Annotated in this window: 25 protein-coding genes; 14 read left to right on the forward strand and 11 right to left on the reverse strand. The window is 65.2% G+C overall.

Annotated features, from left to right (window positions below):
• Window positions 1–168 precede the first annotated feature (168 nt).
• Window positions 169–894 carry a hypothetical protein gene (locus FO470_RS17265; protein ID WP_144344228.1) on the forward strand — a complete coding sequence of 242 codons (726 nt, stop codon included), beginning with the start codon at window positions 169–171 and terminating at the stop codon, window positions 892–894.
• An 8-nt stretch (window positions 895–902) separates the two neighbouring features.
• Window positions 903–3,146: a right-handed parallel beta-helix repeat-containing protein gene (locus FO470_RS19795; protein WP_144344229.1), complete on the forward strand. Its 2,244-nt coding sequence runs from the start codon at window positions 903–905 to the stop codon at window positions 3,144–3,146.
• Window position 3,147: 1 nt separating this feature from the next.
• On the opposite strand, the gene FO470_RS17275 is transcribed toward FO470_RS19795, so the two are convergent.
• Complete coding sequence (locus FO470_RS17275; protein WP_144344230.1) at window positions 3,148–4,728, reverse strand: ArnT family glycosyltransferase; 1,581 nt, start codon at window positions 4,726–4,728, stop codon at window positions 3,148–3,150.
• Window positions 4,729–4,924: 196 nt separating this feature from the next.
• On the opposite strand from FO470_RS17275, the gene FO470_RS17280 reads away from it, so the two are divergent.
• The 5 genes from FO470_RS17280 to FO470_RS17300 all read left to right on the forward strand — a co-directional run bounded on the left by FO470_RS17280 (window position 4,925) and on the right by FO470_RS17300 (window position 7,019).
• Entirely contained in the window at window positions 4,925–5,617 is a 693-nt protein-coding gene (locus FO470_RS17280; protein ID WP_186292007.1) for a lysozyme family protein, read from the forward strand.
• The gene (locus tag FO470_RS17285; RefSeq protein ID WP_144344231.1) at window positions 5,614–5,817 is read left to right on the forward strand and encodes a hypothetical protein; all 204 of its coding nucleotides are present in this window, start codon (window positions 5,614–5,616) and stop codon (window positions 5,815–5,817) included. The genes FO470_RS17280 and FO470_RS17285 overlap by 4 nt, the downstream gene beginning before the upstream one ends.
• The gene (locus FO470_RS17290; RefSeq protein ID WP_144344232.1) at window positions 5,814–6,215 is read left to right on the forward strand and encodes an SPFH domain-containing protein; all 402 of its coding nucleotides are present in this window, start codon (window positions 5,814–5,816) and stop codon (window positions 6,213–6,215) included. The genes FO470_RS17285 and FO470_RS17290 overlap by 4 nt, the downstream gene beginning before the upstream one ends.
• A gap of 44 nt (window positions 6,216–6,259) precedes the next feature.
• The gene (locus tag FO470_RS17295; RefSeq protein ID WP_144344233.1) at window positions 6,260–6,481 is read left to right on the forward strand and encodes a hypothetical protein; all 222 of its coding nucleotides are present in this window, start codon (window positions 6,260–6,262) and stop codon (window positions 6,479–6,481) included.
• A gap of 262 nt (window positions 6,482–6,743) precedes the next feature.
• Window positions 6,744–7,019: a hypothetical protein gene (locus FO470_RS17300; protein ID WP_144344234.1), complete on the forward strand. Its 276-nt coding sequence runs from the start codon at window positions 6,744–6,746 to the stop codon at window positions 7,017–7,019.
• Window positions 7,020–7,159: 140 nt separating this feature from the next.
• On the opposite strand, the gene FO470_RS17305 is transcribed toward FO470_RS17300, so the two are convergent.
• On the reverse strand, window positions 7,160–7,360 hold the full coding sequence (locus FO470_RS17305) for a hypothetical protein (RefSeq protein ID WP_144344235.1): 201 nt from the start codon (window positions 7,358–7,360) through the stop codon (window positions 7,160–7,162).
• 1 nt (window position 7,361) lies between these two features.
• Window positions 7,362–7,655 (reverse strand): hypothetical protein, encoded by a 294-nt coding sequence (locus FO470_RS17310; RefSeq protein WP_144344236.1) that lies wholly within the window; start codon window positions 7,653–7,655, stop codon window positions 7,362–7,364.
• 378 nt (window positions 7,656–8,033) lie between these two features.
• Here FO470_RS17310 and FO470_RS17315 point away from each other — a divergent pair, with 378 nt between their 5' ends.
• Both FO470_RS17315 and serA read left to right on the forward strand, forming a co-directional pair.
• The gene (locus FO470_RS17315) at window positions 8,034–9,209 is read left to right on the forward strand and encodes a phosphoserine transaminase (RefSeq protein ID WP_144344237.1); all 1,176 of its coding nucleotides are present in this window, start codon (window positions 8,034–8,036) and stop codon (window positions 9,207–9,209) included.
• A 223-nt stretch (window positions 9,210–9,432) separates the two neighbouring features.
• Window positions 9,433–11,019, forward strand: a complete 1,587-nt coding sequence (gene serA, locus FO470_RS17320) for a phosphoglycerate dehydrogenase (RefSeq protein ID WP_144344238.1) — start codon at window positions 9,433–9,435, stop codon at window positions 11,017–11,019.
• Window positions 11,020–11,145: 126 nt separating this feature from the next.
• Here the strand turns inward: serA and eda are convergent, their stop codons facing one another.
• The gene (gene eda / locus FO470_RS17325; RefSeq protein ID WP_144344239.1) at window positions 11,146–11,793 is read right to left on the reverse strand and encodes a bifunctional 4-hydroxy-2-oxoglutarate aldolase/2-dehydro-3-deoxy-phosphogluconate aldolase; all 648 of its coding nucleotides are present in this window, start codon (window positions 11,791–11,793) and stop codon (window positions 11,146–11,148) included.
• Window positions 11,794–11,967: 174 nt separating this feature from the next.
• Between eda and puuE the strand changes: the two genes are divergently transcribed.
• The gene (gene puuE, locus FO470_RS17330; protein WP_144344240.1) at window positions 11,968–12,885 is read left to right on the forward strand and encodes an allantoinase PuuE; all 918 of its coding nucleotides are present in this window, start codon (window positions 11,968–11,970) and stop codon (window positions 12,883–12,885) included.
• A gap of 20 nt (window positions 12,886–12,905) precedes the next feature.
• Here the strand turns inward: puuE and FO470_RS17335 are convergent, their stop codons facing one another.
• Window positions 12,906–13,361 (reverse strand): ion channel, encoded by a 456-nt coding sequence (locus tag FO470_RS17335; protein ID WP_144344241.1) that lies wholly within the window; start codon window positions 13,359–13,361, stop codon window positions 12,906–12,908.
• Between the two features lie 35 nt (window positions 13,362–13,396).
• Here FO470_RS17335 and FO470_RS17340 point away from each other — a divergent pair, with 35 nt between their 5' ends.
• Complete coding sequence (locus FO470_RS17340) at window positions 13,397–14,236, forward strand: GNAT family N-acetyltransferase (protein WP_144344242.1); 840 nt, start codon at window positions 13,397–13,399, stop codon at window positions 14,234–14,236.
• On the opposite strand, the gene FO470_RS17345 is transcribed toward FO470_RS17340, so the two are convergent.
• Entirely contained in the window at window positions 14,214–15,131 is a 918-nt protein-coding gene (locus FO470_RS17345) for a DMT family transporter (protein WP_144344243.1), read from the reverse strand. The genes FO470_RS17340 and FO470_RS17345 overlap by 23 nt on opposite strands.
• Window positions 15,132–15,264: 133 nt before the next feature.
• Window positions 15,265–16,170: a VOC family protein gene (locus FO470_RS17350; protein WP_186292008.1), complete on the reverse strand. Its 906-nt coding sequence runs from the start codon at window positions 16,168–16,170 to the stop codon at window positions 15,265–15,267.
• A gap of 284 nt (window positions 16,171–16,454) precedes the next feature.
• Between FO470_RS17350 and FO470_RS17355 the strand changes: the two genes are divergently transcribed.
• The 3 genes from FO470_RS17355 to FO470_RS19800 all read left to right on the forward strand — a co-directional run bounded on the left by FO470_RS17355 (window position 16,455) and on the right by FO470_RS19800 (window position 19,376).
• Window positions 16,455–17,747, forward strand: a complete 1,293-nt coding sequence (locus tag FO470_RS17355; RefSeq protein WP_144344244.1) for an adenylosuccinate synthase — start codon at window positions 16,455–16,457, stop codon at window positions 17,745–17,747.
• A 32-nt stretch (window positions 17,748–17,779) separates the two neighbouring features.
• Complete coding sequence (locus FO470_RS17360; protein ID WP_144344245.1) at window positions 17,780–19,081, forward strand: hypothetical protein; 1,302 nt, start codon at window positions 17,780–17,782, stop codon at window positions 19,079–19,081.
• A 166-nt stretch (window positions 19,082–19,247) separates the two neighbouring features.
• The gene (locus tag FO470_RS19800; RefSeq protein ID WP_272482981.1) at window positions 19,248–19,376 is read left to right on the forward strand and encodes a hypothetical protein; all 129 of its coding nucleotides are present in this window, start codon (window positions 19,248–19,250) and stop codon (window positions 19,374–19,376) included.
• 69 nt (window positions 19,377–19,445) lie between these two features.
• Here the strand turns inward: FO470_RS19800 and sucD are convergent, their stop codons facing one another.
• The 4 genes from sucD to FO470_RS17380 form a co-directional block, all read right to left on the reverse strand.
• Entirely contained in the window at window positions 19,446–20,342 is an 897-nt protein-coding gene (sucD, locus tag FO470_RS17365; protein WP_144344246.1) for a succinate--CoA ligase subunit alpha, read from the reverse strand.
• Window positions 20,342–21,541: an ADP-forming succinate--CoA ligase subunit beta gene (gene sucC / locus FO470_RS17370; RefSeq protein ID WP_144344247.1), complete on the reverse strand. Its 1,200-nt coding sequence runs from the start codon at window positions 21,539–21,541 to the stop codon at window positions 20,342–20,344. Before sucC ends, sucD begins: the two co-directional genes overlap by 1 nt.
• A 126-nt stretch (window positions 21,542–21,667) precedes the next feature.
• Window positions 21,668–22,441, reverse strand: coding sequence for a fumarylacetoacetate hydrolase family protein (locus tag FO470_RS17375; protein ID WP_144344248.1), 774 nt, complete (start codon window positions 22,439–22,441; stop codon window positions 21,668–21,670).
• Between the two features lie 12 nt (window positions 22,442–22,453).
• Window positions 22,454–23,431: a 2-dehydropantoate 2-reductase gene (locus FO470_RS17380; RefSeq protein ID WP_144344249.1), complete on the reverse strand. Its 978-nt coding sequence runs from the start codon at window positions 23,429–23,431 to the stop codon at window positions 22,454–22,456.
• Window positions 23,432–23,548 lie beyond the last annotated feature (117 nt).

Consider the following 23,548-nt stretch of genomic DNA (forward strand, 5'->3'; position numbering starts at 1 on the left):
ACGGATGGCGCATCTGCAACGGCAAGTCTGTCGGCAGCGCCACATCGGGCGCCGACTATGCCAACTCCAACGCGCAGGCGCTACCCACGGCGGAACGGTCGGGAATGCTGACCCGGATGCCTTCTCGATCATCCCGCCGACTGCCGGCATCACGATCTACATCAAGCTGTGACCTTCCCCTTCCCCGTCATGCTCAACGGGATCGAGTGGGGCAACTCGATCTGGACGGACTTCCGGGACAAGTGGGCAGGCGAAACCTACCTCGGCTCCTATTCGGCCGGTTCGTTCATGCCGGATTGGTCGCTGGTCTATGGCTCCGGCACCGCGACGGCCGATATCATCGCCATCCCCGGCGCCATCAGCGGGCAGGCGTTCCGGCATGCCAACACGGAGTCGGTCGGCTCCGTCGACATGTACCGCTGGGACACGCTGCCGACAGCCGTGAACATGGATGTCCTGATGGGCGGCTTCGTCCTTCAGGCAAACGACACCTCGGAAAAGATCGTCGGCCCACTGGCGACGCTTAGCGCATCCAGCACCTTCAACGGCGCCTATCTGAACGCATCCGACGTTCTGGGAGACGAGTTCCGCATCTGGTCGCAGAACGGTGGCGTCCCGTCCGTCGCGTCGCTGAGTGCCCCTTGGGCGCCCCTTGTCTGGTACTGGTTCCGAATAAACGTCAACGGCTCGACCATCCGCGCGAAGTATTGGCAGCGTGGATCTACTGAACCGTCCGGATGGACCCTTACACTTCCGTCTGGAACAGCGCCATCAGCGCCGGGTAGGGCCGGCGTGATCATGTCCGCCGAGGTAACTCTTGGCGGGCCGTCCTCTCATTACATCGATTTCTTCTCTGTCTGCATGGATGGGAACCCCGCGTGGGGCCCGGTCTAGGGCGAGTCATGACCTATCATCAGCATTATCATCACCATCACGACCACGAAGACCGCATTGTGATCTACCGGGGCACGAACGCGCCTTCGGTGCGCATCGTGTTCAAGGGACAGGATCTCACCGGCTCGCTGATCGAGTTTGTTGTCTCGCCCGCCGCGAGCGTGTCCACGACTTTCACGACAGATGACGGGTCGGTCGTGCTGGAAGACGAGAAGACGACCGTCTGGACCTATGGGCGGGCGTTCGCGGACGCTCTTTCTCCCGGCATGTCGGCCAAGCTCGACGTGTTCCGCACGCTGGGCGGCAAGCGCGAGAAGATCGGGGCGTTTGATCTCCTGATCGGCGGCATCGGCGACTACTTCGAGCCAGATTGCCATGTCGTGCAGGTGCCGGGCATTCAGGGCCCGACCGGGCCGCAGGGCCCCGTTGGTCCGCAGGGTATTCAGGGGCCGCAGGGGGTCATTGGCCCTCAGGGCGAACAGGGCATTCAAGGCGAGCAGGGGCCGCAGGGCGATCCGGGCTTGGTGCAGTCCATTGTTGCCGGCTCGAATGTCTCGGTTGACGACACCGACCCGGCTAATCCGTCTGTGTCGGTCGATTTCTCCGGGCTTGTTCCAGCTACCCGCCAAGTCGCCACGCAGCACAGTTTGCAAGGCGGCGGGGACCTTTCTGCCAATCGCGCGCTCTCACTTGTCAACGACACCGCCGCCCCCGGCAACAACAAGCTCTATGGCACCGACGGCGCGGGCGCGCGCGGCTGGTACGACATCCCCATCACCTCCGGGGTAGAGGTCAGCCTGCTCGCGACCAGCATCGCCTCGACGATCATCCCCGGCACGATCTCCACGATCCGCACCATCGGCTATTCGGTTGTCGGCGATCGCGGTCAGGGGGCGATCTACAAGAAGGCAGTGAGCGAGCCGACGCACCCCGGAAAGGCTCAGTCGGCTGATGGCCAGTGGTGGGAGCTGACGAACACCGTCGTCACGCCTGAGATGTGGGGGGCGGTCAATTCAAGCGTGGTGAGTTCGCAGGCGGCTTTTGACGCGATGCGGCTGTATGTTGATGCGCATACTGGATGCACCTGCATCTGCGCGTCTTCTTATTATCTGCCAGACGGTTGTGTGGCATCTCCCTATACGACCTACGACGGTCAGGGTAGTGGGGCGCTATATACTGATGGAACGCCTTCGTCTCCTGAAGGTCCGAACGCCGGATTTTATGGGAGGGGTGCTCATAATTTCAAGATAAAAGATATCTACATTGAGCTGCCGTCTAGCCTAATTAGAGGCGATGATATGGCGGCTATATTCTTTATTTCGTGCAATAATTTGGTATTCAATAGAGTTACTACTAATTACGCAAATGGCATTTGGTTTTATAATTGCCATGATGCGCTTATTCAAAATTGTCAATCGCTAAACAGTCAAGCTGACGGAATTCATTTTGCGCGGTGCATTCGTCCGATTGCAGTCGGATGCAAGGTGATCGGATGCAATGACGATGCCTTCGGCGCAACTCCGGGCGATGCAGTAAATGCATCAATGGATGTTACATTTATCGACTGTCACAGCTATGACGCCCCGCGTTGGGGAGGTGGGTTTGCGTTCTACAGCGTGAAACGCGGGATTATTGCCGGGTGCTCTGTCAAGGGTATTTCTGGGCCGGCGGTAAAGCTGGCTGAGTATGTTGGGGCAGGCCCTTGCCAAGACATCACCATAAGCGGGATTCAGGCTACGGAAATAACCATGCCCGCCGTCATTCCGAACAATTTCTGGTATGGGACCTCTGACGAAGCGAATACATTCGTAACAGGGGCGCTTGATTTTACGCTTGCATCTGATGTCGTAGTCACCGCTGCTCAAATTAGGAGCGTCGCAAATCTATCCGGAACCACGTCCGGACATGGCGTTGTAATCGGTGGCTGCACAAACGTTACAATAAGCGACTGCGAAATAAACGGAGTGGCGGCTCACGGAGTTCAGTTCCCCGCTTCGCTGCCGGCGTCCGGGTTCGTCACCATTAGGGGGTGCTTGTTCAACAATGTCACATCTAATGGGATACGTCTGGCTAGAAGCACGTCAGGCGGTATTGTCATTCAAGGCAACACCATTGCATCGGTAGGGGATCCGATATTCGTATCTAGTACGACAGCGCGCGTTTTTATGGTGAACAACATGTCATTGTCTTCTGGGCCTTTTACTGATGGCGGTGGTAACTCCGATCTGATCATGCTCGACAATTACGCTTAGGTCATGAATTGTTATTTATTTGTGACGACAAAATACGACACCCCTCATGCCTCCACACTTGTTCCCGGTTGGCTAAAAACCTCTCCACCAGCGGCATGGAGCGCTTGTAGTCCTTCAGCCCAGCGTCGCACACGACAATGGCACCCAATGTATTGTTTCCGAGGAACCGCTGAGGATCGCTGAAGATCTGCTCGGCAAGCTCTGGTGGCGTCCATCCCGGGATCGTCAGTGTCTTGCGCTTCGAGTAGTAGGCGACTGCTGACGACCAATCGTCCCCCAGCACGATAAGGCTTTGCTCCGGCCCGGTGATACGGTGGGCCATGGTCGCGGCCTGCCATAGCCAATTCGGGCGCTGGTCCGTCTCCACGATGGGTTTGTAGGCGGTGACGAAAAGGGAGATCTGGCCAGCGGCGATCAGGGCAAGAAAGGTGGCCGCGACCGCGTAGTTGCCTCTGTCGAAGATGATGCCAAGGCACACGCCGACAGCGATTGCCAAGAATACCGCGTTCGCGACCTGATAGTAGGTGTGCACCATGTGAAGATTGGTGAATGCCAATATCGAGGCCAGAAAGCCGATGACGGAGACCGTTGCGATAGCGATGTTGCGGGTACAAGAGAAGGCGACAATCGCGACGGCCAGACCCAGCAGGTAGAGGTATCCCATCGCGTCGGGGATGATGCGCCCGGCGATGATATTGACCCATAGGTCACGGCTGAGCTTCTGGGAGATGCTGCCGAAATTCCATGCCGATAAGGCGGACGATGTGAGGTGCTGTCCTAGCGGATTGGCGGATTTGACGCTGTCCGTGTACCCGACCCAGAGAAGGCCTATCACGAACGGGATGGCGACGAGCAGGAGCGAGAGCGCCGTCAGTTTGATCAGCGAGCCGACAGGAGCGCCGGCACGGAGCCGCGATACGAGCACCCACAACACACCGAGGCCGCCCACTAGCGCGAACGCAGGGAACGTCGTGGCCTTCGCGAGGATGGCGAGCGACCCGGCCACGATCATTCCGACTGCTGAGCCCTTGTTCCCGCTCTGAACGAAGCGCGCCAGACAGGCGAGCCATAGAACGGAGAAGAAGAGGGCGCAGCTCTCAATGAGGAATGTCCGGCTCCAATACAGGTAGGTCGGAGAGAGGACGTAGAGGATCGCCGTAGCGAGATAGCTTGCGCGGCTGAGACCGAGCGTCTGAGCCAACATGCCGAGCGGCCAGAGTGTCGCAATATAGAAGGCGAAGTTCACGCTTCGGCCAGCTACGTCGAGATGAATTCCGAGTGACGCGACCGCCGCAGTTATCAGTTGAAAGACGGGGAATTCAAATGGAATGGACCATGGATAGCCTAGCACGGGCGTCTCGTAGGCGAGCCATGGCCCTCCCTGCGTCAGCCAATACGTGGTGAGCGCGGTCTGTGTCTGGCGGAAATAGAAATTGTCGAGGATTGGTGTCTTTATGCCGATCAGAAGGACATACAATGCGAAGCAGATGGATGCTCCCAGAGCCATCCATAAGGCACCATCGACATGGCGACTGACGGCGGCAGCTCGGCTTTCTGGCGTGCTGGTTTTGTTGATGTCCATTTGTCCCCCCGGCAATGTTCGGAAACGGTAGCAGAGGGCGGCGCCAAGTCGAAGCCCCGTAGAGACACCTAGCCCCCTCCGGGCGGCTTTTTCATTTCCGCGCGCGGGCCGGGCGACCGTGCAATCCCTGGCGGGTAGCCACCCGGCCCATACCAGCGCCGGTACAGCGAAACCATAGCACAATCTGGAGACTGCGATGAACCGCACGGTCCTGTTCGACCGGGTGCGAGCGAAGCCGTTCGGCGGTTCGCTTACCCAAACTCAGGTCAACGGCATCAATGCCATCCTTGACGCTGCCGGGACCTACGGCGTGAAGGATGTGCGGCACCTCTCCTATGCGCTGGCGACGGCCTATTGGGAGACCGCGCGGACCATGCAGCCCATTGCCGAGTATGGCCGGGGCAAGGGCCGGAAGTACGGGGTGAAGGGCAAGTACGGTCAGGTTCCTTATGGCCGGGGATATGTGCAGCTCACTTGGGACGAAAACTACGAGCGCGCCGACCGCGAGCTAGGGCTGAACGGGGCGCTGCTGAAGAACTTTGACCTTGCGCTCAAGCCCAACATCGCCGCCGCGATCATGTTCCGAGGCATGGCCGAAGGCTGGTTCACCAGCAAGAGGTTGAGCAACTATTTCAGCGGCACCAAGGACGACCCGACAAACGCTCGCCGCATCATCAACGGCACGGACAAGGCCAGCACCATCGCCGGTTATCACCGGGACTTCCTCGCCGCACTGAAGGCTGCTGGATGGACGCCCGGTGTCGCCAAGCCAACCGAAACGGGGATTCCCGCAACGGAGCCGGCGACAGGACCGGCCGCGCCGAAATCCTCCTTCTGGGCCGATCTCATCGCCGGCCTGATCGCGATCTTTCGGAGGGACGCGAAATGATCGGCCCGTTTTCACGCATCGCCCTGCGCTATGTCGCGGGCTTCCTCGTAGCCAAGGGGCTTCTATCCGGCACTGACGGCGACTTCCTGTCGTCGGACCCGGACGTGGCATTCGTGGTCGAGGCGGGGGCGGGCTTCGCTCTTGGTTTCGCCGTGGAAGGCTTCTACTGGCTCGCCAAGCGGATGGGGTGGCGGACATGATCGCAACCATACTCGGCTGGCTCACCGGCGGCACGTTGAAGCAGATCACATCATCGCTCTCGGATGCCTACAAGGCCAAGCTGGCAGCCCAGAATGACACACAACGCATGGAGGCCGATCTTGTCATCTCCAAGCTGGAGGCGGCGCGTGACATCGCCCTTGCCGAGGCGTCCGACCGCTGGTCCGCGACGCGTCTCGGGCGCCTCCTGATCGTGGTGCCCTTCTCGCTCTGGTGGACGGCTATCTATCTCGTGCAGATCGTCAACCCGTGGTTCGGGCTGACGCTGACCGTGGTGGACGTGCCGCCGCACGTCAACGACATGGCCCGAATCCTTATCCCGGCGATCATTCTCGGGGATGCCGGCGCCCTGATCGCCCGCAAGATCGGGGGCCGCTGATGGGACCGACAGTGCCAGAAAGGCTCGCCACCGTGGAATCTGAAGTGCGTCACCTCACCGAGAAGCATGAGGAATTCCGTGACGAGGTTCGAAGCGAGTTCAAGGCCGCAAAGGCCGACATTGCGGAGATCAAGGCGATCCTCACCCAGGCTCGCGGAGGCTGGCGCACCATGGTCGTTATCGGCGGCGCGCTCAGCGTGATCGCCACGGCGGCAAGCTATGTCTGGGACTGGCTCGCCCCGTTGTTCAGGGCTCTCCCTCGATAATTCCTGAGGGCCGCATCGTCCGCGACGCCAAGTCGGGCATCATCATCGTGCAGAGCGGCCATCTCCGCGTGCATGGGTATGCTCACCAGCTAAACGCCTTTGCCGCCCTGCTGATCCGAGCGGCCTATGAAGCCCCGAAGGGAATGCACGACGGGGCGCCGCTGCCAAAGAGCGATTGGCGACCGGCGGATTGACTCCCGTCCAAGTTTGTTCTCATTCTGTTCCTATGCAGGGCAAGCCGCCAGACGGGAACATTTACAGCATGATCCACCAGCATCAGGTGCTGGGGGTGGAGTGCCCGCTGTGCAAGCACCGAAAGGTCTTCCGGCCGGCCGATCTGATCGACTCCACCAACGTTGGCGAAATGGCGTCTCTGGCGGCCCTCTTGCGCCGCATGCGCTGTGCATCGTGCGGAGCGCGATACCCGGATGGGATGGTGCTGCCGGGGGCGGACGGGGAAGAATGGGCTAAGGGGCGGGTAGGCGATGACGACGCGCTATTTCCAAATCTGCTGCTGCCATTGCCCCCATGGCGCTAGTGTATTCAGCAGCGCGGGCCGCTTGGCTCTGCTGGTCGAACAAAAGAACGCGCCCATCTTTCGTTTCTCGGACCAAATATTGACCCTTGGTCCAGTCTCGTGACCCTATCAAATAGTCATAGCTCATTTCCCAAACGGCATCATTGCCCATCCAATGCCTCCGTGGCCAGCCGCCGCATATCCTCTACTGTGAGGTCGGGGCGTTCGATTATCGCCCGCAAGGTGGCCTCCAGCCGCTCGGCACGCTGGAGCATATTCTCCTGCACCGGCATATACCCTTGGAACTGCGCTAACCGCAGCATGTCCTGATCGCCACCATTCCCCAAAAGCCAGTTCAGCATCTCACCCCTCCAAAGCCTTCACCGCAATATAGCGCATATCCTGCACCTTGGACGATCCGAGAGAGCCGTTGTCGGCGCGTTCGATGATGGCGCGGAGGGCGGCGGCGTACTTGGCGCCGTTCGCTTGATCGGTCGTCAGATGGTCATTGCGTGGCATCTGATCTACTGTGAGCGCGTGCCGCTGCAATTCCATGACCGTGTTGTAGGGAAGCGGCTTTGCCCCATCTGCCCCGAAAGTCGCGATTTCCAGAGCGCGAAGCCGGCGCTCGTGATTGTCGTTCAGAATCTCAGTCATCGTCTATTTCTCCATCTCCTCACCCGCCACGCACACCGCGTGCCTGTACGGCACGCCGGCCTCGCGTCGGCAGGTTGGTCTCTCAGGGGCAAGCATCAGGATCGCCACTATCAGAATGATGGTCACAGCCGTGATGGATAGGGCGAGGAGGGCGCTTCCATCCGGAACGGCACCAGAACGGCCCTGTGTCAGTTTTGTGCCACTTCCTGACACGCGTTCCCGACTCGTTCCTGCACTCAAACTGCATTCGTCGCGTTCCGGAAAATCCCGCATACCTTGGAAACCCTTTTCCTGTTGCGCTTTCCGAACGACGGGAGTACATCCCCGCTCGGGCTACCCCTCCCCACCGAGGGGCACCCATCTGGAAGGATGGCTAAAATGACGAATATCGCTCTGCCGGCGGCGAAGCCGGCGAATCCCAATTTTTCTTCTGGTCCCTGCGCCAAGCGTCCCGGCTGGACGCTGGAGGCCTTGAGCGATGCTCCGCTCGGCCGCTCGCACCGTGCCAAGGTCGGCAAGGCGAAGCTGAAGCTCGCCATCGACCTCACCCGCGAAATCCTCGAAATTCCCGCCGACTACCGCATCGGCATCGTTCCCGCGTCCGACACCGGCGCGGTCGAGATGGCGCTGTGGTCGCTGCTCGGCGCCCGCCCGGTCGACATGCTCGCCTGGGAAAGCTTCGGCGAAGGCTGGGTGACGGACGTCGTCAAGCAGCTCAAGCTCAAGGACGCCCGCGTCCTGAAGGCGCCCTATGGCGATCTGCCGGACCTGAACGAGGTGAATTTCGACCACGATGTGGTGTTCACCTGGAACGGCACCACCTCCGGCGTGCGCGTGCCGAACGCGGACTTCATTCCGGCGGACCGCAAGGGCCTGACCATCTGCGACGCCACCTCGGCGGCCTTCGCGCAGGATCTCGACTGGGCCAAGCTCGATGTCGTGACCTTCTCCTGGCAGAAGGTGCTGGGCGGCGAGGCGGCGCACGGCATGCTCATCCTCTCGCCGCGCGCCGTGGAGCGCCTGGAGAGCTACGTGCCGGCCTGGCCGCTGCCGAAGATCTTCCGCATGACCAAGGGCGGCAAGCTGATCGAAGGCATCTTCGAGGGCGAGACGATCAACACCCCGTCCATGCTCTGCGTCGAGGACTATCTCGACGCGTTGAACTGGGCGAAGCGGATCGGCGGGCTGAAGGGCCTGCGCGCGCGCTCCGACGCGAACTTCAAGGTGCTCGCCGACTATGTGGCGAAGACGCCCTGGATCGACTTCCTGGCCAAGGACGCGGCGACGCGCTCCAACACCAGCGTGTGCCTCGTCGTCGCCGACGCCGAGGTGAAGGCGCTCGCCGCCGACGCGCAGGCGGCCTTCGCCAAGTCGCTGGCCTCCGCGCTGGAGAAGGCGGGCGTCGCCTATGACGTCGGCGCCTATCGCGACGCTCCGGCGGGCCTGCGCATCTGGGCCGGCGCCACGGTCGAGACGTCCGACCTGGAAGCGCTGCTGCCTTGGCTCGACTGGGCCTTCGCCAGCGCCAAGGCGGGCCTCAAGCAGGCCGCCTGATCCTTTCCGCGCGTTCCCCCGCCGCTGACGCGAGGGGACGGCGAAGGGGCCGCTTCCGGCTCGACGGCGAATTGGCTCTCTCCTCCCGGCCGCGTCTCGCCGTCGAACCTTTTTCCGAGCATGCGCCCGACGAACGCTTCGTCGTCCCCTCCCGCCAGCGGCGGGACCCTTTGCCCTCCCGCCAGAGGCGGGTCGACATCAACCGTCTGACTGGACGAAAACCATGGCTCCCCGCGTTCTGATTTCCGATGCCCTTTCGCCCGCCGCCGTGCAGATCTTCAAGGATCGCGGCATTGAGGTGGATTTCCAGCCGGCCCTCGGCAAGGACAAGGACAAGCTCGCCGAGATCATCGGCAATTATGACGGTCTCGCGATCCGCTCGGCGACCAAGGTGACGCCGAAGATCCTCGAGAACGCCACGCGCCTGAAGGTGGTCGGCCGCGCCGGCATCGGCGTCGACAATGTCGATATCCCGGCCGCCACCGCCAAGGGCGTGATCGTGATGAACACGCCGTTCGGCAACTCCATCACCACTGCCGAGCACGCCATCGCGATGATGTTCGCGCTGGCCCGCGAGATCCCCGCCGCCGACGCCTCCACCCAGGCCGGCAAGTGGGAGAAGAACCGCTTCATGGGCGTCGAGCTGACCGCCAAGACGCTCGGCGTCATCGGCTGCGGCAATATCGGCTCCATCGTCGCCGACCGCGCCCTCGGGCTGAAGATGAAGGTCATCGCCTTCGACCCGTTCCTCTCGTCCGAGCGCGCGCTCGACATCGGCGTGGAGAAGGTCGAGCTCGACGACCTGCTGGCCCGCGCCGACATCATCACGCTGCACACGCCGCTGACCGACAAGACCCGGAACGTCCTCTCCGCCGAGGCGCTTGCCAAGACCAAGAAGGGCGTGCGCATCATCAACTGCGCGCGTGGCGGCCTCGTCGACGAGGCGGCGCTGGCGGCGGCGCTCGATTCCGGCCAGGTCGCGGGCGCGGCCTTCGACGTGTTCTCCTCCGAGCCGGCGACCGAGAACGTGCTGTTCGGCCACCCCAACGTGATCTGCACCCCGCATCTCGGCGCCTCGACCACCGAGGCGCAGGAGAACGTGGCGCTGCAGGTGGCCGAGCAGATGAGCGACTACCTGCTGCGCGGGGCGATCTCCAACGCGGTGAACTTCCCCTCGATCACCGCCGAGGAAGCCCCGAAGCTGAAGCCCTTCATCGAGCTCGCCGAGAAGCTCGGCTCGTTCGCCGGCCAGCTCACCGACACCGACATCAAGACCGTGCGCATCACCTATGACGGCGCGGTGGCGGGGCTGAAGATCAAGGCGCTGACCTCGGCGGCGGTGGCCGGCCTGCTGCGCCCGGCGCTGCAGGACGTGAACGTCGTCTCCGCCCCGAGCATCGCCAAGGAGCGCGGCATCGTGGTGGAGGAGACCACCCGCGAGATCGCCGGCGACTATGAGAGCCTGGTGACGCTGACGGTGGTGACCGAGAAGATGGAGCGCTCGATCTCCGGCACGGTGTTCGCCGACGGGCGCCCGCGCATCGTCGATATCAAGGGCATCAAGGTCGACGCCGAGTTCGCGCCGTCCATGCTCTACGTCACCAACGAGGACCGGCCGGGCTTCGTCGGCCGTTTCGCCAGCCTGCTGGGCGACGCCGGCATCAACATCGCCACCTTCGCGCTCGGCCGCGACCGCCAGGGCGGCGACGCCATCGCGCTGGTCGAGGTGGACGGCAAGGTGCCGGCGGAACTGCTCGACAAGGTGCAGCAGATCCCCTCGGTCAAGCAGGCCAAGCCGCTGGTGTTCTGAGAACGCCGGCGTGCCGGACGGTCATGGCCGCGGGTCTCCCCGGGGCGATGACCGTGAAGCCAGAGAAAAAGCCCGGCCGCGTGTACGCGCAGCCGGGCTTTTCGTTTGCGAAGGGGTCGGAAGCGGTCAGAGCGGGAAGGAGGCCCGGTGCAGTTTCGAGGCCGCCTTGGCCAGCGCCACGATCTGCTCCCAGTCGCCCATGTTCACCGCCTCGCTCGGCGCCACCCACGAGCCGCCGACGGCGAGGATGTTGGGCTGGGCGAGGTAGGAGCCGACGTTGGACGGACCGATGCCGCCGGTCGGGCAGAAGCGCAGGTCCGGCAGCGGGCCGGCGAGGGACTTGATGAGGCCGACGCCGCCGACCGATTCGGCCGGGAAGAGCTTGAGCACCGGGAAGCCCAGGGCGTGCAGCGTCATCGCCTCGGTGGCGGTGGCGCAGCCGGGCATGACCGGCACCGGCGCCTCGGCCAGCGCCTCGGCCAGCGCGGTCGGGCAGCCGGGGCTGACGAGGAAGCGCGCGCCGGCGTCGATCGACTTCTGGATCAGCTCCGGCCGCGTCACCGTGCCGGCGCCGACGATGGCGTCCGGCACCTCGGCGGCGATGGCGGCGATGGCTTCGAGCGCCGCCGGCGTGCGCAGCGTGACCTCGATCAGCGGCAGGCCGCCTTCCGTCAGCGCCCGGGCGAGCTTGACGCCAGTCGCCACGCTGGGGACGGTGACGACGGGAACGACCGGGGCGCGGGCGAGGAGAAAGCTGGGATCGGGAAGCGACATCGGGCACCTTGGTGACTGTTCCGGCCCATCAAGACCACCAGGAGCCGGCTTGTCGAGAGGACCAAGCAAGATTTATGCGACAAGGGCGGGATAATGTTCCGCCCCTGCCTGTAACGCATTAGCCTGACGGACGGACGACGTTCGTTCCGCTTCCACCCGCCGAGTACGCTTCGCATGTTCAAGATCGATTCCGCCTATCCCCGCGACATGATCGGCTATGGCCGCAATCCGCCGGACCCGAAATGGCCGGGCGGCGCGCGGATCGCGGTGCAGTTCGTGGTCAATTACGAGGAAGGCGGCGAGAACTGCATCCTGCATGGCGACGCGGCCTCGGAGGCGTTCCTTTCGGAGATCGTCGGCGCCCAGCCCTGGCCGGGCCAGCGGCACATGAACATGGAGTCGATCTACGAGTACGGCTCGCGCGCCGGCTTCTGGCGGCTGTGGCGGCTGTTCACCGCGCGCGGCTTGCCGGTGACGGTCTACGGCGTCGCCACCGCTTTGGCCCGCAACCCGGAAGCGGTGGCGGCCATGAAGGAAGCGGACTGGGAGATTTCCAGCCACGGGCTGAAATGGATCGACTACCGCAACCATTCCCATGCGGCGGAGAAGGCGGATTTCGAGACGGCGATCCGCCTGCACACCGAACTCGTCGGCGAGAGGCCGCTCGGCTGGTACACCGGGCGCACCTCCGAGCATTCGCGGCTTCTGGTGATGGAGGAGGGGGGCTTCCTCTATGATTCCGACATTTATTCCGACGACCTGCCGTTCTGGGTCGAGGGGCCGCGCGGGCCGCATCTGAGCATTCCCTACACGCTCGACACCAACGACATGCGCTTCGCCACGCCGCAGGGCTTCAATTCCGGAGACCAGTTCTTCGCCTATCTGCGCGACAGCTTCGACGCGCTTTATGCCGAGGGGGCGGAGGCGCCGAAGATGCTGAGCATCGGTCTGCACGGGCGGCTCGTCGGGCGGCCGGGGAGGATCGTCGGCCTGCAGCGCTTCCTCGATCATATCGAGAAGCACGACCGGGTGTGGGTGCCGCGCCGCATCGACATTGCCCGGCACTGGCACGCCCACCACAAGCCGGAGTGAGGCTGAGATGCCGGGAGCTCTCAGGTCTCGTTGTCGCTCTTGCTTTCGATCCGGCTGTGGGCGATGCGCGGCAGGTGGCCCTGCAGCACATAGATGAGCAGCGCCGTCGACCAGCCGAACATGAGGATGCCGCTGCCGGCGGTCATGGGGCCGAGCAGGCGCGTGCGGGTGCCCTGCAGCACGTCGCCGTAGCCGAGCGTCGTGTAGTTGACGAAGGCGGAGTAGTAGGCATCGGCCGGATCGGCAACGAGATCGCGAATAGCATAGACGGCGGCCCAGAGGCCGACCTCCACCATATGGGCCGCGAGCAGCACGATGTTGACGATGATCAGCGCCACCATGAGTCGCAGATAGGGGCGTTTCACCAGCCATTTCTCGAAGGGAGTGACCATCAGAATCAGCAGGATGGTGGCGCTGAGGTGCACGAGCATCACCAGAAGATTCATGACGATGCCGACGATCATTTCATTCAGCATGATGGTGCTCCCATAACGAATCGGCGGCGCGCGCCATGACCGGCACGATCACTATCCGGCCTCTCGGGGCGAACGAAATATGCCTCGCCGTCGACTGGGCGGCGCAGGAGGGGTGGAATCCCGGTCTCGCCGACGCGGCCTGCTTCGGCGCGGTCGACCCCGAGGGCTTCCTTCTCGCCGAGCTCGACGGCGAACCCGCGGCGACCATCTCGGTGGTGAACTACGACGCGCGCTTCGCCTTTCTCGGCTTCTATATCGTGCGCCCGGACCTACGCGGGCGCGGCATCGGCTGGAAGCTCTGGCAGGCGGGCCTCGCCCACGCGGGCGGGCGCAACGTCGGGCTCGACGGCGTGCCGGCGCAGCAGGCGAACTATGCGAAGCAGGGCTTCGCGCTCGCCTACCGCAACATACGCTTCGCCGGGAACCCGGCCGCCGGCGAGGCAGGGGACACGGCCGATCTCGCGGACCTGCCCTTCAGCCTCATCGAGGCGAGCGACGGCGAGATCTTTCCGGCGCCGCGCGCCGCCTTCCTGAAGGCGTGGCTTTCGGCGCCGGGGCATATCGGACGCGGGCTGCTGCGGGGCGACAGGCTCGCGGGCTGGGGCGTGGTGCGTCCGGCGCGGGCGGGCCGGAAGATCGGGCCGCTGGTCGCCGAGGACGAGGCGGCGGCCGAGGCGGTGTTTCGCGCGCTGCGGGCGGCGGCGGGTTCCGACGACATCGTGCTCGACGTGCCCGAGCCCAACCCGGCGGCCCTGGCACTGGCCCGGCGCCACGGTCTTGCTCCGGTCTTCGAGACGGCACGGATGTACAGGGGCGCTGTCCGGCCGGTGGCGCTGGAGAAGCTCTACGGCGTCACGAGTTTCGAGCTGGGCTGATGCGCCTGGGTGACCAGAGGGTGGCGATCACCACGCCGAGGAGCACGAGCGCATAGCCGACCGCGTGGTAGAGAAAGGGCTGCTCCCCCAGGAACACGATCGCCAGCGCCGAGCCGAACACCGGCATGAGGTGGAAGAACGGCGCGGCCCGGTTCGGCCCGACGAGCTGGATGCCGCGGATGAAGAACAGATAGGCCAGCACCGAGGGGAAGATGGCGACGTAGATGATGGCGGCGATCGCCTGCGCGTCGAAGGTGACGGGCGGGCTGACCATGCGTTCGGCGACGAAAAGCGGGGTGAGCAGCAGCGCGCCGATGGCGAGGCTGTAGCCGAGGAAACCGAGCTGGGAAAAACCGGGGCGGCGGGCCAGCAGCGCGGAATAGATGCCGTAGATGATCATCGCCGCGATCATCCACAGGTCACCCTGGTTGAACTCGATGTTCGCCAGTACCGCCGGATCGCCCCGGCAGATGATGGTGAGCACGCCCAGCAGGGACAGGCCGATGCCGGCGGCCTGTCCGGCCGAGAGCCGATCGCCGTTCAGCACCAGCGCCCAGAAGGCGATGAGCAGCGGGCCGGTGGACTGGATGAGCAGCGCGTTGAGCGCCGGGGTGAACTCCAGCGCGTGGTACTGCATGGTGTTGAACAGCGTGATGCCGGTGAAGGACAGCACGCCGACCAGCAGCCAGTGACGGCGCACCAGCGGCCATTCCGTGCGCATCGCCCGCCAGGCGAAGGGCAGCAGGATGAGCACGGCCAGCACCCAGCGCAGCCAGGCGAGCGTCGCCGGCGGCACATGCCCGGCGATGTGCCGGCCGAGCACGATGTTGCCCGCCCAGAACAGCGGTACCAGGGTGAGCAGCAAGTAAGGCGCGTCCAGCAGGCGGCGGAACATGGCGGGACCGGGTGCGAGGTCGTTGGCGCGCAAATGCTCTAGAGCATTTCCACGTTCTGTGGCACCGGCCGATCCATGAATTAATCTGATTGCCCGGCGCGGGCGGCTTATGACGCGCCGCACGCGCCCGGTTTCAGACGCGGCTCAGCACATGCAGGCGGGTGCCCCAGGGATCGGCGATGGCGAAGCCGCCTTCCACCGGCACGACGCTCTCTCCGGCCGCGAGGATGCGCGCGCGCAGCGCCTCGACCGCCGTGGCATCGGGAAGAACCACCTCGAAATGAACGAGACCGACGCTGCCGGCGGGAGCCGGCCCGCCGCCCCGGCTCTGCCAGATGTTGAGGCCGAGATGGTGGTGGTAATGGCCGGCGCTGACGAACAGCGCGCCCGGATAGCGATCGGTCGTCAGCTCGAAGCCGAGGAGGTCGACATAGAAATGACGGGCACGGGCGATCTCGCCGACCTGCAGATGGACATGGCCGACGCGGGTTCCGGCGGGCATGGGCGTCCCGACAGTCGCCGTGGCAGGGAGATCGGCGAGCAGGCCGCGCAGGTCGAGCGGGTAGGTCGCCATCTCGACCGTGCGGCCGTCCCAGTTCCATTCGTCGGCCGGGCGATCGCGGTAGATCTCGATGCCGTTGCCGTCCGGATCGTCGAAATAGAGCGCCTCGCTGACCAGATGGTCGGACGCGCCGATACGTACGCCCTGCGCGATCAGGCGATTGAGGACGACGGCGAGGGACGGTCGGTCCGGCACGAGGATGGCGACGTGGAACAGGCCGGTGGTGCCGCGCGGACGTGGACGCGCCTCGGGCGCCTCCTCGAGTTCGACGACGACCTCGTCGCCGGCGCCGAGGCGCACGATGCCCTCGGCGGTCCTACCGAGAAGGGTGAGGCCGACCGTGCCGGTGTAGAAGGCGATGGAGCGCGCGGCATCACGCACCCGCAGGCGCACGGCACCCATGTGCAGGGTGGCAGGCAGGGAGGGCGCCTCGGCGAGGGGCGCGACGATTCCGGCATCGGCGGTGATGGTGGTCATGACGGCTCCTTCCGGCGGAAGTTCCGCCGTTTGCATAAAGTTGTGCGGGACGGGCCCGTGCGCAATCGTCCGCCGCTTGCGCGGGTGCAATTGCCTCCTGTCGTACCTGCCGACCCGGTTGATCTCCCGGTTGCGGCCTGCCGTCGCGGATGGGCTGTCCTTGCCTGACCCGGAGTCATCCCTTAAGACGATGCAGCCCCGGTCGGACCGTTTCGCCGGGGTTTTGTCTGTGCGGCGGGCACGGCACCATGCCGGCCCCCGGCTCGCAATCAGGAGCGTGGCTCGTGGCGAATGTGGTCGTCGTCGGTTCCCAGTGGGGCGACGAGGGTAAGGGCAAGATCGTCGATTGGCTCAGCGAACAGGCGGACGTCGTCGTTCGCTTCCAGGGCGGCCATAATGCCGGGCATACGCTCGTGGTGGGCAATACCACCTACAAGCTTTCCCTTCTGCCGTCGGGCCTCGTGCGCGGCGCGCGGCTCTCGGTGATCGGCAACGGCGTCGTGCTCGACCCGTGGGCGCTGGTGGACGAGATCGGCCGCATCCGTAACCAGGGCGTCGAGGTGAGCCCCGAGCGGCTGCGCGTGGCGGAGAACGTCGCGCTCATCCTGCCGCTGCACCGCGAGCTCGACGCGATTCGCGAGAATGCGAGCGCCGGCACCAAGATCGGCACCACCAAGCGCGGCATCGGTCCCGCCTATGAGGACAAGGTCGGCCGGCGCGCCATCCGCCTGATGGACCTCGCCTTCCCCGATTCGCTGGATGCCAAGATCGAGCGGCTGCTGGCGCACCACAACGCATTGCGGCGCGGGCTTGGTATCGATGAGGTGGACGGGGTGCGGCTGCGCGCCGAACTGCTGGAAGTGGCGCCCAAGGTGCTCCCCTTCATGGACCGGGTGTGGGCGCTGCTCGACGATGAGCGCCGGCACGGCTCCAAGATCCTGTTCGAGGGCGCGCAGGGCGCGCTGCTCGATGTCGATCACGGCACCTATCCCTTCGTGACCTCTTCCAACACGGTGGCGGCGCAGGCGGCGACGGGCTCGGGCCTTGGGCCGGGCGCGATCGGCTACGTGCTGGGCATCACCAAGGCCTACACGACCCGTGTCGGCGAAGGGCCGTTCCCGACCGAGCTGCACGACGACACCGGCCGCCGGATCGGCGAGCGGGGCCACGAGTTCGGCACCGTCACCGGCCGTCCGCGCCGCTGCGGCTGGTTCGACGCCACGCTGGTGCGCCAGACCGTGCGCACTTCCGGCATCAACGGCATCGCGCTGACCAAGCTCGACGTGCTCGACGGCTTCAAGGAGCTGAAGGTGTGCACGCGCTACCGGCTCGACGGCCAGGAGATCGACTACTTCCCTGCCGGCCAGGATGCGCAGGCACGGGTCGAGCCGGTCTACGAGACGCTCGAAGGCTGGACCGAATCCACCGCCGGCGCCCGTTCGTGGGTCGACCTGCCGGCCGAGGCTATCAAATATGTGCGCCGCATCGAGGAACTGATCGGTTGCCCGGTGGCGTTGTTGTCAACCAGCCCGGAGCGTGATGATACGATCCTGGTGCAGAATCCCTTCGAATCGTGATCGCTCCCTGATCCCCGCCAGCTGATTGCATTATGGCCGACTATTACCCGCTTCTCGCACGCGCCATCGGCGGCCTTCCCGACAAATCCGGGGAGGCGCGCAAGGCCGTTTATGAGCGGGCGCGCCGGGCGCTGCTCGCCCAGCTCCGCGCGGTCGATCCCCCGCTGCCGGAGGACGATGTCCATCGCGAGCAGCAGGCGCTGGAGAATGCCATCGGCCGGCTGGAGGCGGAACATGCCGGCAGTGGGGAAACGGTTTCCTCGCCCGTCGTGCCTCCGGTTCCACCGGTGTCGCGGCCGGCGCCCGAGGTCTCCGCCGCGAAGCCCGCTCCGGAAGGCGCAGAGGCGCCAGAGGTCGGGGCGGGCGGGCGCCATGACTGGCGCAGCGACGCGGCGCGCATGGTGCGCGCCCGCGAGGCCAGCGCAACGGAATACGCCGATGAAACCGAGGCAGCCGAGAACGACATCGGCGAGCCTCAGCAGGAAGAAGCGGCGCCCGCCCGCGGCGGTCGCGGCAAGCTGGTCGCGCTTCTTGCCTTCCTGCTGCTGCTGATCGCGGCTGGCGCGGTCGGCTACACGCAGCGCGAGACCATCCTCGCGCTCGTCGGCGGCCAGACGGCGCCGCGTCCGACCGCGCAGGCGCCGGCGCGCCCGGCCACGCCCGAGACGCAGAAGTCGACCGACCGCATCACGCAGGCGCCCGACTCGTCGCGTCCCGCGATGAGTGCCCCCAGCAATGCCCCCAGCGAGCAGGACATCAACGCGCCGCAGCGCGCGGTGCTGTTCGAGGAGAGCCCGGGCGGCGGCGAGCAGGGGCTGCAGCAATATGTCGGCACGGTGAAGTGGAGCACCGAGACCAGCCCCGCGAGCAACGGGCAGGCGCCGGATATCGGCATTCGCGGTGATATCACCATTCCGGCCCGCGACATCGCGGTGACGCTGACGCTGCGGCGCAACCAGGATCCCAGCATTCCGGCGTCGCACATCATCGAGGTGCAGTTCCGCCTGCCGCAGAACTTCGACCTCGGCAATGTGTCGAACGTGCCGGGCATGCGGGCGAAGGCTTCGGAAGGCGCCCAGGGCGCGCCGCTGGTGGGCCTCGCGGTGCGGGTGGCGCCGGGCTTCTTCCTGATCGGTCTTTCGGCGCTCGATGCGGATATCCAGCGCAACCTCGCCTTCCTGATCACGCGGAACTGGCTCGACCTGCCGATCGTGTTCGAGAACGGGCGCCGCGCCATTCTGGTGCTGGAGAAGGGGGCCGCGGGCAACGCCGCCTTCCGCAAGGCCTTCACCGAGTGGGGGCTTGCCGTGCCGCCGGAGCAGGAAAACAACTGACGCTCCTGCGGCGTCGGTTGGCGCCGTCGACGCTTGCGAGATTCAGCCCCGCTTCATGTCCTTTGCCATGCGCGACGCGCAGGGGCACCATCTGGCATTAGGTATACCAGATACCCGAGGCCTCCGTTACGTTGCACTGCAACAGACGGATGATCGGAGAAAGCGCATGTTCGAGACGGTGTTTCCCGTCCTGCCGCTGCTCATCGTTTGCCATGCGTGGATGACGATCCTGATCGCCGAAACGCTTGAGAACGAAGAGACCGCAGGCCTTCCACCGGAATGCTACCCGGCCTGAAACGAAAAGCCCCGCGGCATCGCTGCCGCGGGGCTTTCTGTTAGTGGTGTCGGCCTGGAGGCCGCAGCGTCAGGCCGCGACGCGCTTGTTGAGCACGTCGACCAGCGTCTTGCCGAGACGGGCCGGGGAGGGGGAGACCACGATGCCGGCCTCTTCCATCGCCGCGATCTTGTCCTCGGCGCCGCCCTTGCCGCCGGAGATGATGGCGCCGGCATGGCCCATGCGGCGGCCGGGAGGGGCGGTGCGGCCGGCGATGAAGCCGACCATCGGCTTCTTGCGGCCGCGCTTGGCCTCGTCCTTGAGGAACTGGGCCGCTTCTTCCTCGGCCGAGCCGCCGATCTCGCCGATCATGACGATCGACTCGGTGGCGTCGTCCGCGAGGAACAGCTCCAGCACGTCGATGAACTCGGTGCCCTTGACCGGATCGCCGCCGATGCCGACGGCGGTGGTCTGGCCGAGGCCTTCCTGCGAGGTCTGGAACACCGCCTCATAGGTCAGCGTGCCCGAGCGCGAGACCACGCCGACCGAGCCCTTCTTGAAGATGTTGGCCGGCATGATGCCGATCTTCGATTCGCCAGCGGTGACGATGCCGGGGCAGTTCGGGCCGACGAGGCGCGACTTCGAGCCGTCCAGCGCGCGGCGCACCTTCACCATGTCGAGCACCGGAATGCCCTCGGTGATGCAGACGATGAGCGGGATCTCCGCCGCGATCGCCTCGCAGATGGCATCGGCCGCGCCCGGGGGCGGCACGTAGATGACCGAGGCGTCGGCGCCGGTCTTCTCACGCGCCTCGGCGACGGTGTCGAACACCGGCAGGCCGAGATGGGTGGTGCCGCCCTTGCCCGGCGAGGTGCCGCCGACCACCTTCGAGCCATAGGCCAGCGCCTGCTCGGAGTGGAAGGTGCCGTTCTTGCCGGTGAAGCCCTGGGTGATGATCTTGGTTTCCTTGGTCAGCAGAACCGACATCACGCAGCCTCCTTCACGGCCTTGACGATCTTCTGGGCGGCGTCGTCGAGATCGTCCGCCGGGATGACGTTCAGTCCCGAGTCGCGGATGATCTGTTTGCCTTCCTCGACATTTGTTCCTTCGAGGCGGACCACCAGCGGAACCTGGAGGCCGACCGCCTTCACCGCGGCGATGACGCCGCGCGCGATGACGTCGCACTTCATGATGCCGCCGAAGATGTTGACGAGGATGCCCTTCACGTTCGGGTCGGCGGTGATGATCTTGAACGCCGCCGTCACCTTCTCCTCGGTGGCGCCGCCGCCCACGTCGAGGAAGTTCGCGGGGCTTTCGCCGTAGAGCTTGATGATGTCGAGCGTGGCCATGGCGAGGCCGGCGCCATTCACCATGCAGCCGATGGTGCCGTCGAGGGCGATATAGGCGAGGTCGTACTTCGAGGCCTCGATCTCCTTGGCGTCCTCCTCGGTCTCATCGCGCAGGGCGACGACGTCCGGGTGACGGTAGAGCGAGTTGGAATCGAAGGAGATCTTGGCGTCGAGGCACTTCAGCTTGCCGTCCTTGGTGACGACCAGCGGATTGATCTCGAGCATCGCCATGTCCTTGCCGACGAAGGCGGCATAGAGCTTGGTCACGAGATCGCCCGCCTGCTTGGCGAGATCGCCGGTGAGGCCGAGCGCCTGCGCGACGGTGCGCCCGTGATGGGGCATGACGCCGGTGGCCGGATCGACCGAGAAGGTGTGGATCTTCTCGGGGGTCGAGTGGGCGACTTCCTCGATGTCCATGCCGCCTTCCGTCGAGACGACGAAGGCAACGCGCGAGGTGGCGCGGTCGACGAGGGCGGAGAGGTAGAACTCCTTGTCGATGTCGGAGCCTTCCTCGATGTAGACGCGGTTGACCTGCTTGCCGGCCGGGCCGGTCTGGATGGTCACCAGCGTCTTGCCGAGGATCTGCTTGGCATTGGCGGCGGCTTCGGCGGCGGACTTGACGACGCGCACGCCGCCCTTCTCGCCCGCGTCGGCTTCCTTGAACTTGCCCTTGCCGCGTCCGCCGGCGTGGATCTGGCTCTTCACCACCCACACCGGACCGGCGATCTTGGCCGCCGCGGCCTCGGCTTCGGCCGCCGCGAGAATGGCAACGCCGTTCGGCACCGGGACCCCGAATTCGCGGAGCACCCCCTTGGCCTGGTATTCATGGATATTCATTAAATCCGCTCCTCCACAACCGGACGGCCGGGAGGGCATAGGGCCTGAAGCGCATGGCGCGAAGCCCCTGGCCTTCCCGTCGATTGGCGTATCCTATTTCCCTATAGGCGCTCGCGCGCCGGGGCGCTACTGCACGAAAGTGTTGCTGAGCGTCCCGATGCCCTCGATCACGATTTCAACCGTGTTGCTCGGGGCCTTCATGGTGCCAACGCCGATCGACGTGCCGCAGCAGATGACGTCGCCGGGGTTGAGTGTCATGTCGTGCGAGATGCGGCTGACCAGCCGCTGCGCGGGAAACACCATGTCGCTGATCGGGTAGCGCTGGCGCTCCTCGCCGTTGAGCACGGTGCGTACGACGAGGCTGGCGGGGTCGACATCGGTCGCCACCACCGGGCCGAATGGGCCGAAGCCGTCGAAGCTCTTGGCCCGCACCCACTGCGCGAAGGTGGCGTCCTTGTTGATGATGTCGGCGGCGGTGATGTCGTTCACGCAGGTGTAGCCGAAGATGTAGTCGCCGGCTTCCTCCTCGGACACCGCGGTCGCCTTGCGGCCGATCACGATGCCCAGTTCGCCCTCATAGACGATTTTGCCGTCATAGGAGGCCGGCCGGCGTACGGTGGCGCCGGGGCTGGTGAGGCTGGAGCCGGCCTTCAGCAGATAGAGCGGATCGGCCGGCACCGGCGAATTGAGCTTCGCGGCGAGGGCGTGGAAATTGTTCCACAGCGCGATGACCTTGGTCGGTTCGGTGGGGCTGAGCAGCTCGACCTCGGCGAGCGCGACGCGCTCCCCGGTCGGCGTCGCGCCGTTGAACATGTTGCCGCTGTGAACGGTGATGGTGTCGCCCTCGAGCGTGCCGAAGCCGGCCGCGCCCGAGCGCTGGAAACGAACCCAATGTGCCATTTTTCGTCGAACTCAGTTGTAGCAGCCGGCGATCTGCGCGCGCTGGCGGACCAGGCTGAGCACGACGTCGATGGTCGGGGTCGGGATGCCCGCGAGACGGCCCATCTCCTGCACCACGGTGACGAGCGGGTCGATCTCCATGGCGCGCGAACGCTCCAGGTCCTGCAGCATGGAGGTCTTGTGCGCGCCGACCGCACCGGCACCGTCGATGCGCCGCTCGACGCCGACGCGGAAGTTCACGCCGGACTGGACGGCGATCTCCTGCGCCTCGAGCATCATCGCCTTGGCGACCGCGCGGGTGCCCGGATCGGAGGCGATCACGTCGAGGGTGGCGTGGGTGAGCGCGCTGATCGGGTTGAAGCAGAGATTGCCCCACAGCTTCAGCCACAGTTCGTCGCGGATGTTCGGCAGTACCGGCGCGCGCATGCCGCCGGCGGCGAAGGCCTCGGACAGCTTGGTGGCGCGCTCGGTGATCTCCCCGGAGGGCTCGCCCAGCGGGAACTTGTCGCCGTAGACGTGCTTGATGACGCCCGGCTCGATCACTTCGGTCGCGGGATAGACGATGCAGCCGATGGCGCGCTCGGGGCGCAGGCCGTTCCACTGCTTGCCGCCCGGATCGACGCTCTCCAGCGTGCGGCCTTCGAGCTGGTCGCCGTGCTTGTAGTAGTACCAGTACGGCACGCCGTTCACCGCGGTGACGACAGCGGTGTCGTTGCCCAGCAGCGGCTGCATGGCGTCGACGACGCCCGGCACCGAATGGGCCTTGAGCGCCACGATGACGTAATCCTGCGGGCCGAGGTCGGCCGGGTTGTCGGAGCAGGGAATGTGCTCGACACGCTCCTCGTCGTCGATGAGCAGCTTGAGGCCGTTGCGCTTCATCGCTTCGAGATGGGCACCGCGGGCGACGAGGCTCACGTCGACACCCGCCCGCTTGAGCTGGACGCCGACATAGCCGCCGATCGCGCCGGCACCGTAGATGCAGACCTTCATGGGACTCCCTCCTGCGTCCGGGCTACCCCCGCGGTGCCCGGAACTTGTTTGGTATTTTGTATGCCATGATTGGGGACGACAGGTCCCTCGTCAAGGGCGAATTCAAGGGCGTGATAA

The organism is Ancylobacter moscoviensis (genome assembly GCF_007559435.1).
In the GTDB taxonomy this organism is placed as follows: Bacteria; Pseudomonadota; Alphaproteobacteria; order Rhizobiales; family Xanthobacteraceae; genus Ancylobacter; species Ancylobacter moscoviensis.

What these genes read in the sequence shown, in the direction of transcription:
- FO470_RS19795 (WP_144344229.1), top strand. Translation starts at nt 903, where the DNA reads ATGACCTATCATCAGCATTATCATCACCATCACGACCACGAAGACCGC.
- FO470_RS17275 (WP_144344230.1), bottom strand. Translation starts at nt 4,728, where the DNA reads ATGGACATCAACAAAACCAGCACGCCAGAAAGCCGAGCTGCCGCCGTC.
- FO470_RS17280 (WP_186292007.1), top strand. Translation starts at nt 4,925, where the DNA reads ATGAACCGCACGGTCCTGTTCGACCGGGTGCGAGCGAAGCCGTTCGGC.
- FO470_RS17285 (WP_144344231.1), top strand. Translation starts at nt 5,614, where the DNA reads ATGATCGGCCCGTTTTCACGCATCGCCCTGCGCTATGTCGCGGGCTTC.
- FO470_RS17290 (WP_144344232.1), top strand. Translation starts at nt 5,814, where the DNA reads ATGATCGCAACCATACTCGGCTGGCTCACCGGCGGCACGTTGAAGCAG.
- FO470_RS17300 (WP_144344234.1), top strand. Translation starts at nt 6,744, where the DNA reads ATGATCCACCAGCATCAGGTGCTGGGGGTGGAGTGCCCGCTGTGCAAG.
- FO470_RS17305 (WP_144344235.1), bottom strand. Translation starts at nt 7,360, where the DNA reads ATGCTGAACTGGCTTTTGGGGAATGGTGGCGATCAGGACATGCTGCGG.
- FO470_RS17310 (WP_144344236.1), bottom strand. Translation starts at nt 7,655, where the DNA reads ATGACTGAGATTCTGAACGACAATCACGAGCGCCGGCTTCGCGCTCTG.
- FO470_RS17315 (WP_144344237.1), top strand. Translation starts at nt 8,034, where the DNA reads ATGACGAATATCGCTCTGCCGGCGGCGAAGCCGGCGAATCCCAATTTT.
- serA (WP_144344238.1), top strand. Translation starts at nt 9,433, where the DNA reads ATGGCTCCCCGCGTTCTGATTTCCGATGCCCTTTCGCCCGCCGCCGTG.
- eda (WP_144344239.1), bottom strand. Translation starts at nt 11,793, where the DNA reads ATGTCGCTTCCCGATCCCAGCTTTCTCCTCGCCCGCGCCCCGGTCGTT.
- puuE (WP_144344240.1), top strand. Translation starts at nt 11,968, where the DNA reads ATGTTCAAGATCGATTCCGCCTATCCCCGCGACATGATCGGCTATGGC.
- FO470_RS17335 (WP_144344241.1), bottom strand. Translation starts at nt 13,361, where the DNA reads ATGCTGAATGAAATGATCGTCGGCATCGTCATGAATCTTCTGGTGATG.
- FO470_RS17340 (WP_144344242.1), top strand. Translation starts at nt 13,397, where the DNA reads ATGACCGGCACGATCACTATCCGGCCTCTCGGGGCGAACGAAATATGC.
- FO470_RS17345 (WP_144344243.1), bottom strand. Translation starts at nt 15,131, where the DNA reads ATGTTCCGCCGCCTGCTGGACGCGCCTTACTTGCTGCTCACCCTGGTA.
- FO470_RS17350 (WP_186292008.1), bottom strand. Translation starts at nt 16,170, where the DNA reads ATGACCACCATCACCGCCGATGCCGGAATCGTCGCGCCCCTCGCCGAG.
- FO470_RS17360 (WP_144344245.1), top strand. Translation starts at nt 17,780, where the DNA reads ATGGCCGACTATTACCCGCTTCTCGCACGCGCCATCGGCGGCCTTCCC.
- FO470_RS19800 (WP_272482981.1), top strand. Translation starts at nt 19,248, where the DNA reads ATGTTCGAGACGGTGTTTCCCGTCCTGCCGCTGCTCATCGTTTGCCAT.
- sucD (WP_144344246.1), bottom strand. Translation starts at nt 20,342, where the DNA reads ATGTCGGTTCTGCTGACCAAGGAAACCAAGATCATCACCCAGGGCTTC.
- sucC (WP_144344247.1), bottom strand. Translation starts at nt 21,541, where the DNA reads ATGAATATCCATGAATACCAGGCCAAGGGGGTGCTCCGCGAATTCGGG.
- FO470_RS17375 (WP_144344248.1), bottom strand. Translation starts at nt 22,441, where the DNA reads ATGGCACATTGGGTTCGTTTCCAGCGCTCGGGCGCGGCCGGCTTCGGC.
- FO470_RS17380 (WP_144344249.1), bottom strand. Translation starts at nt 23,431, where the DNA reads ATGAAGGTCTGCATCTACGGTGCCGGCGCGATCGGCGGCTATGTCGGC.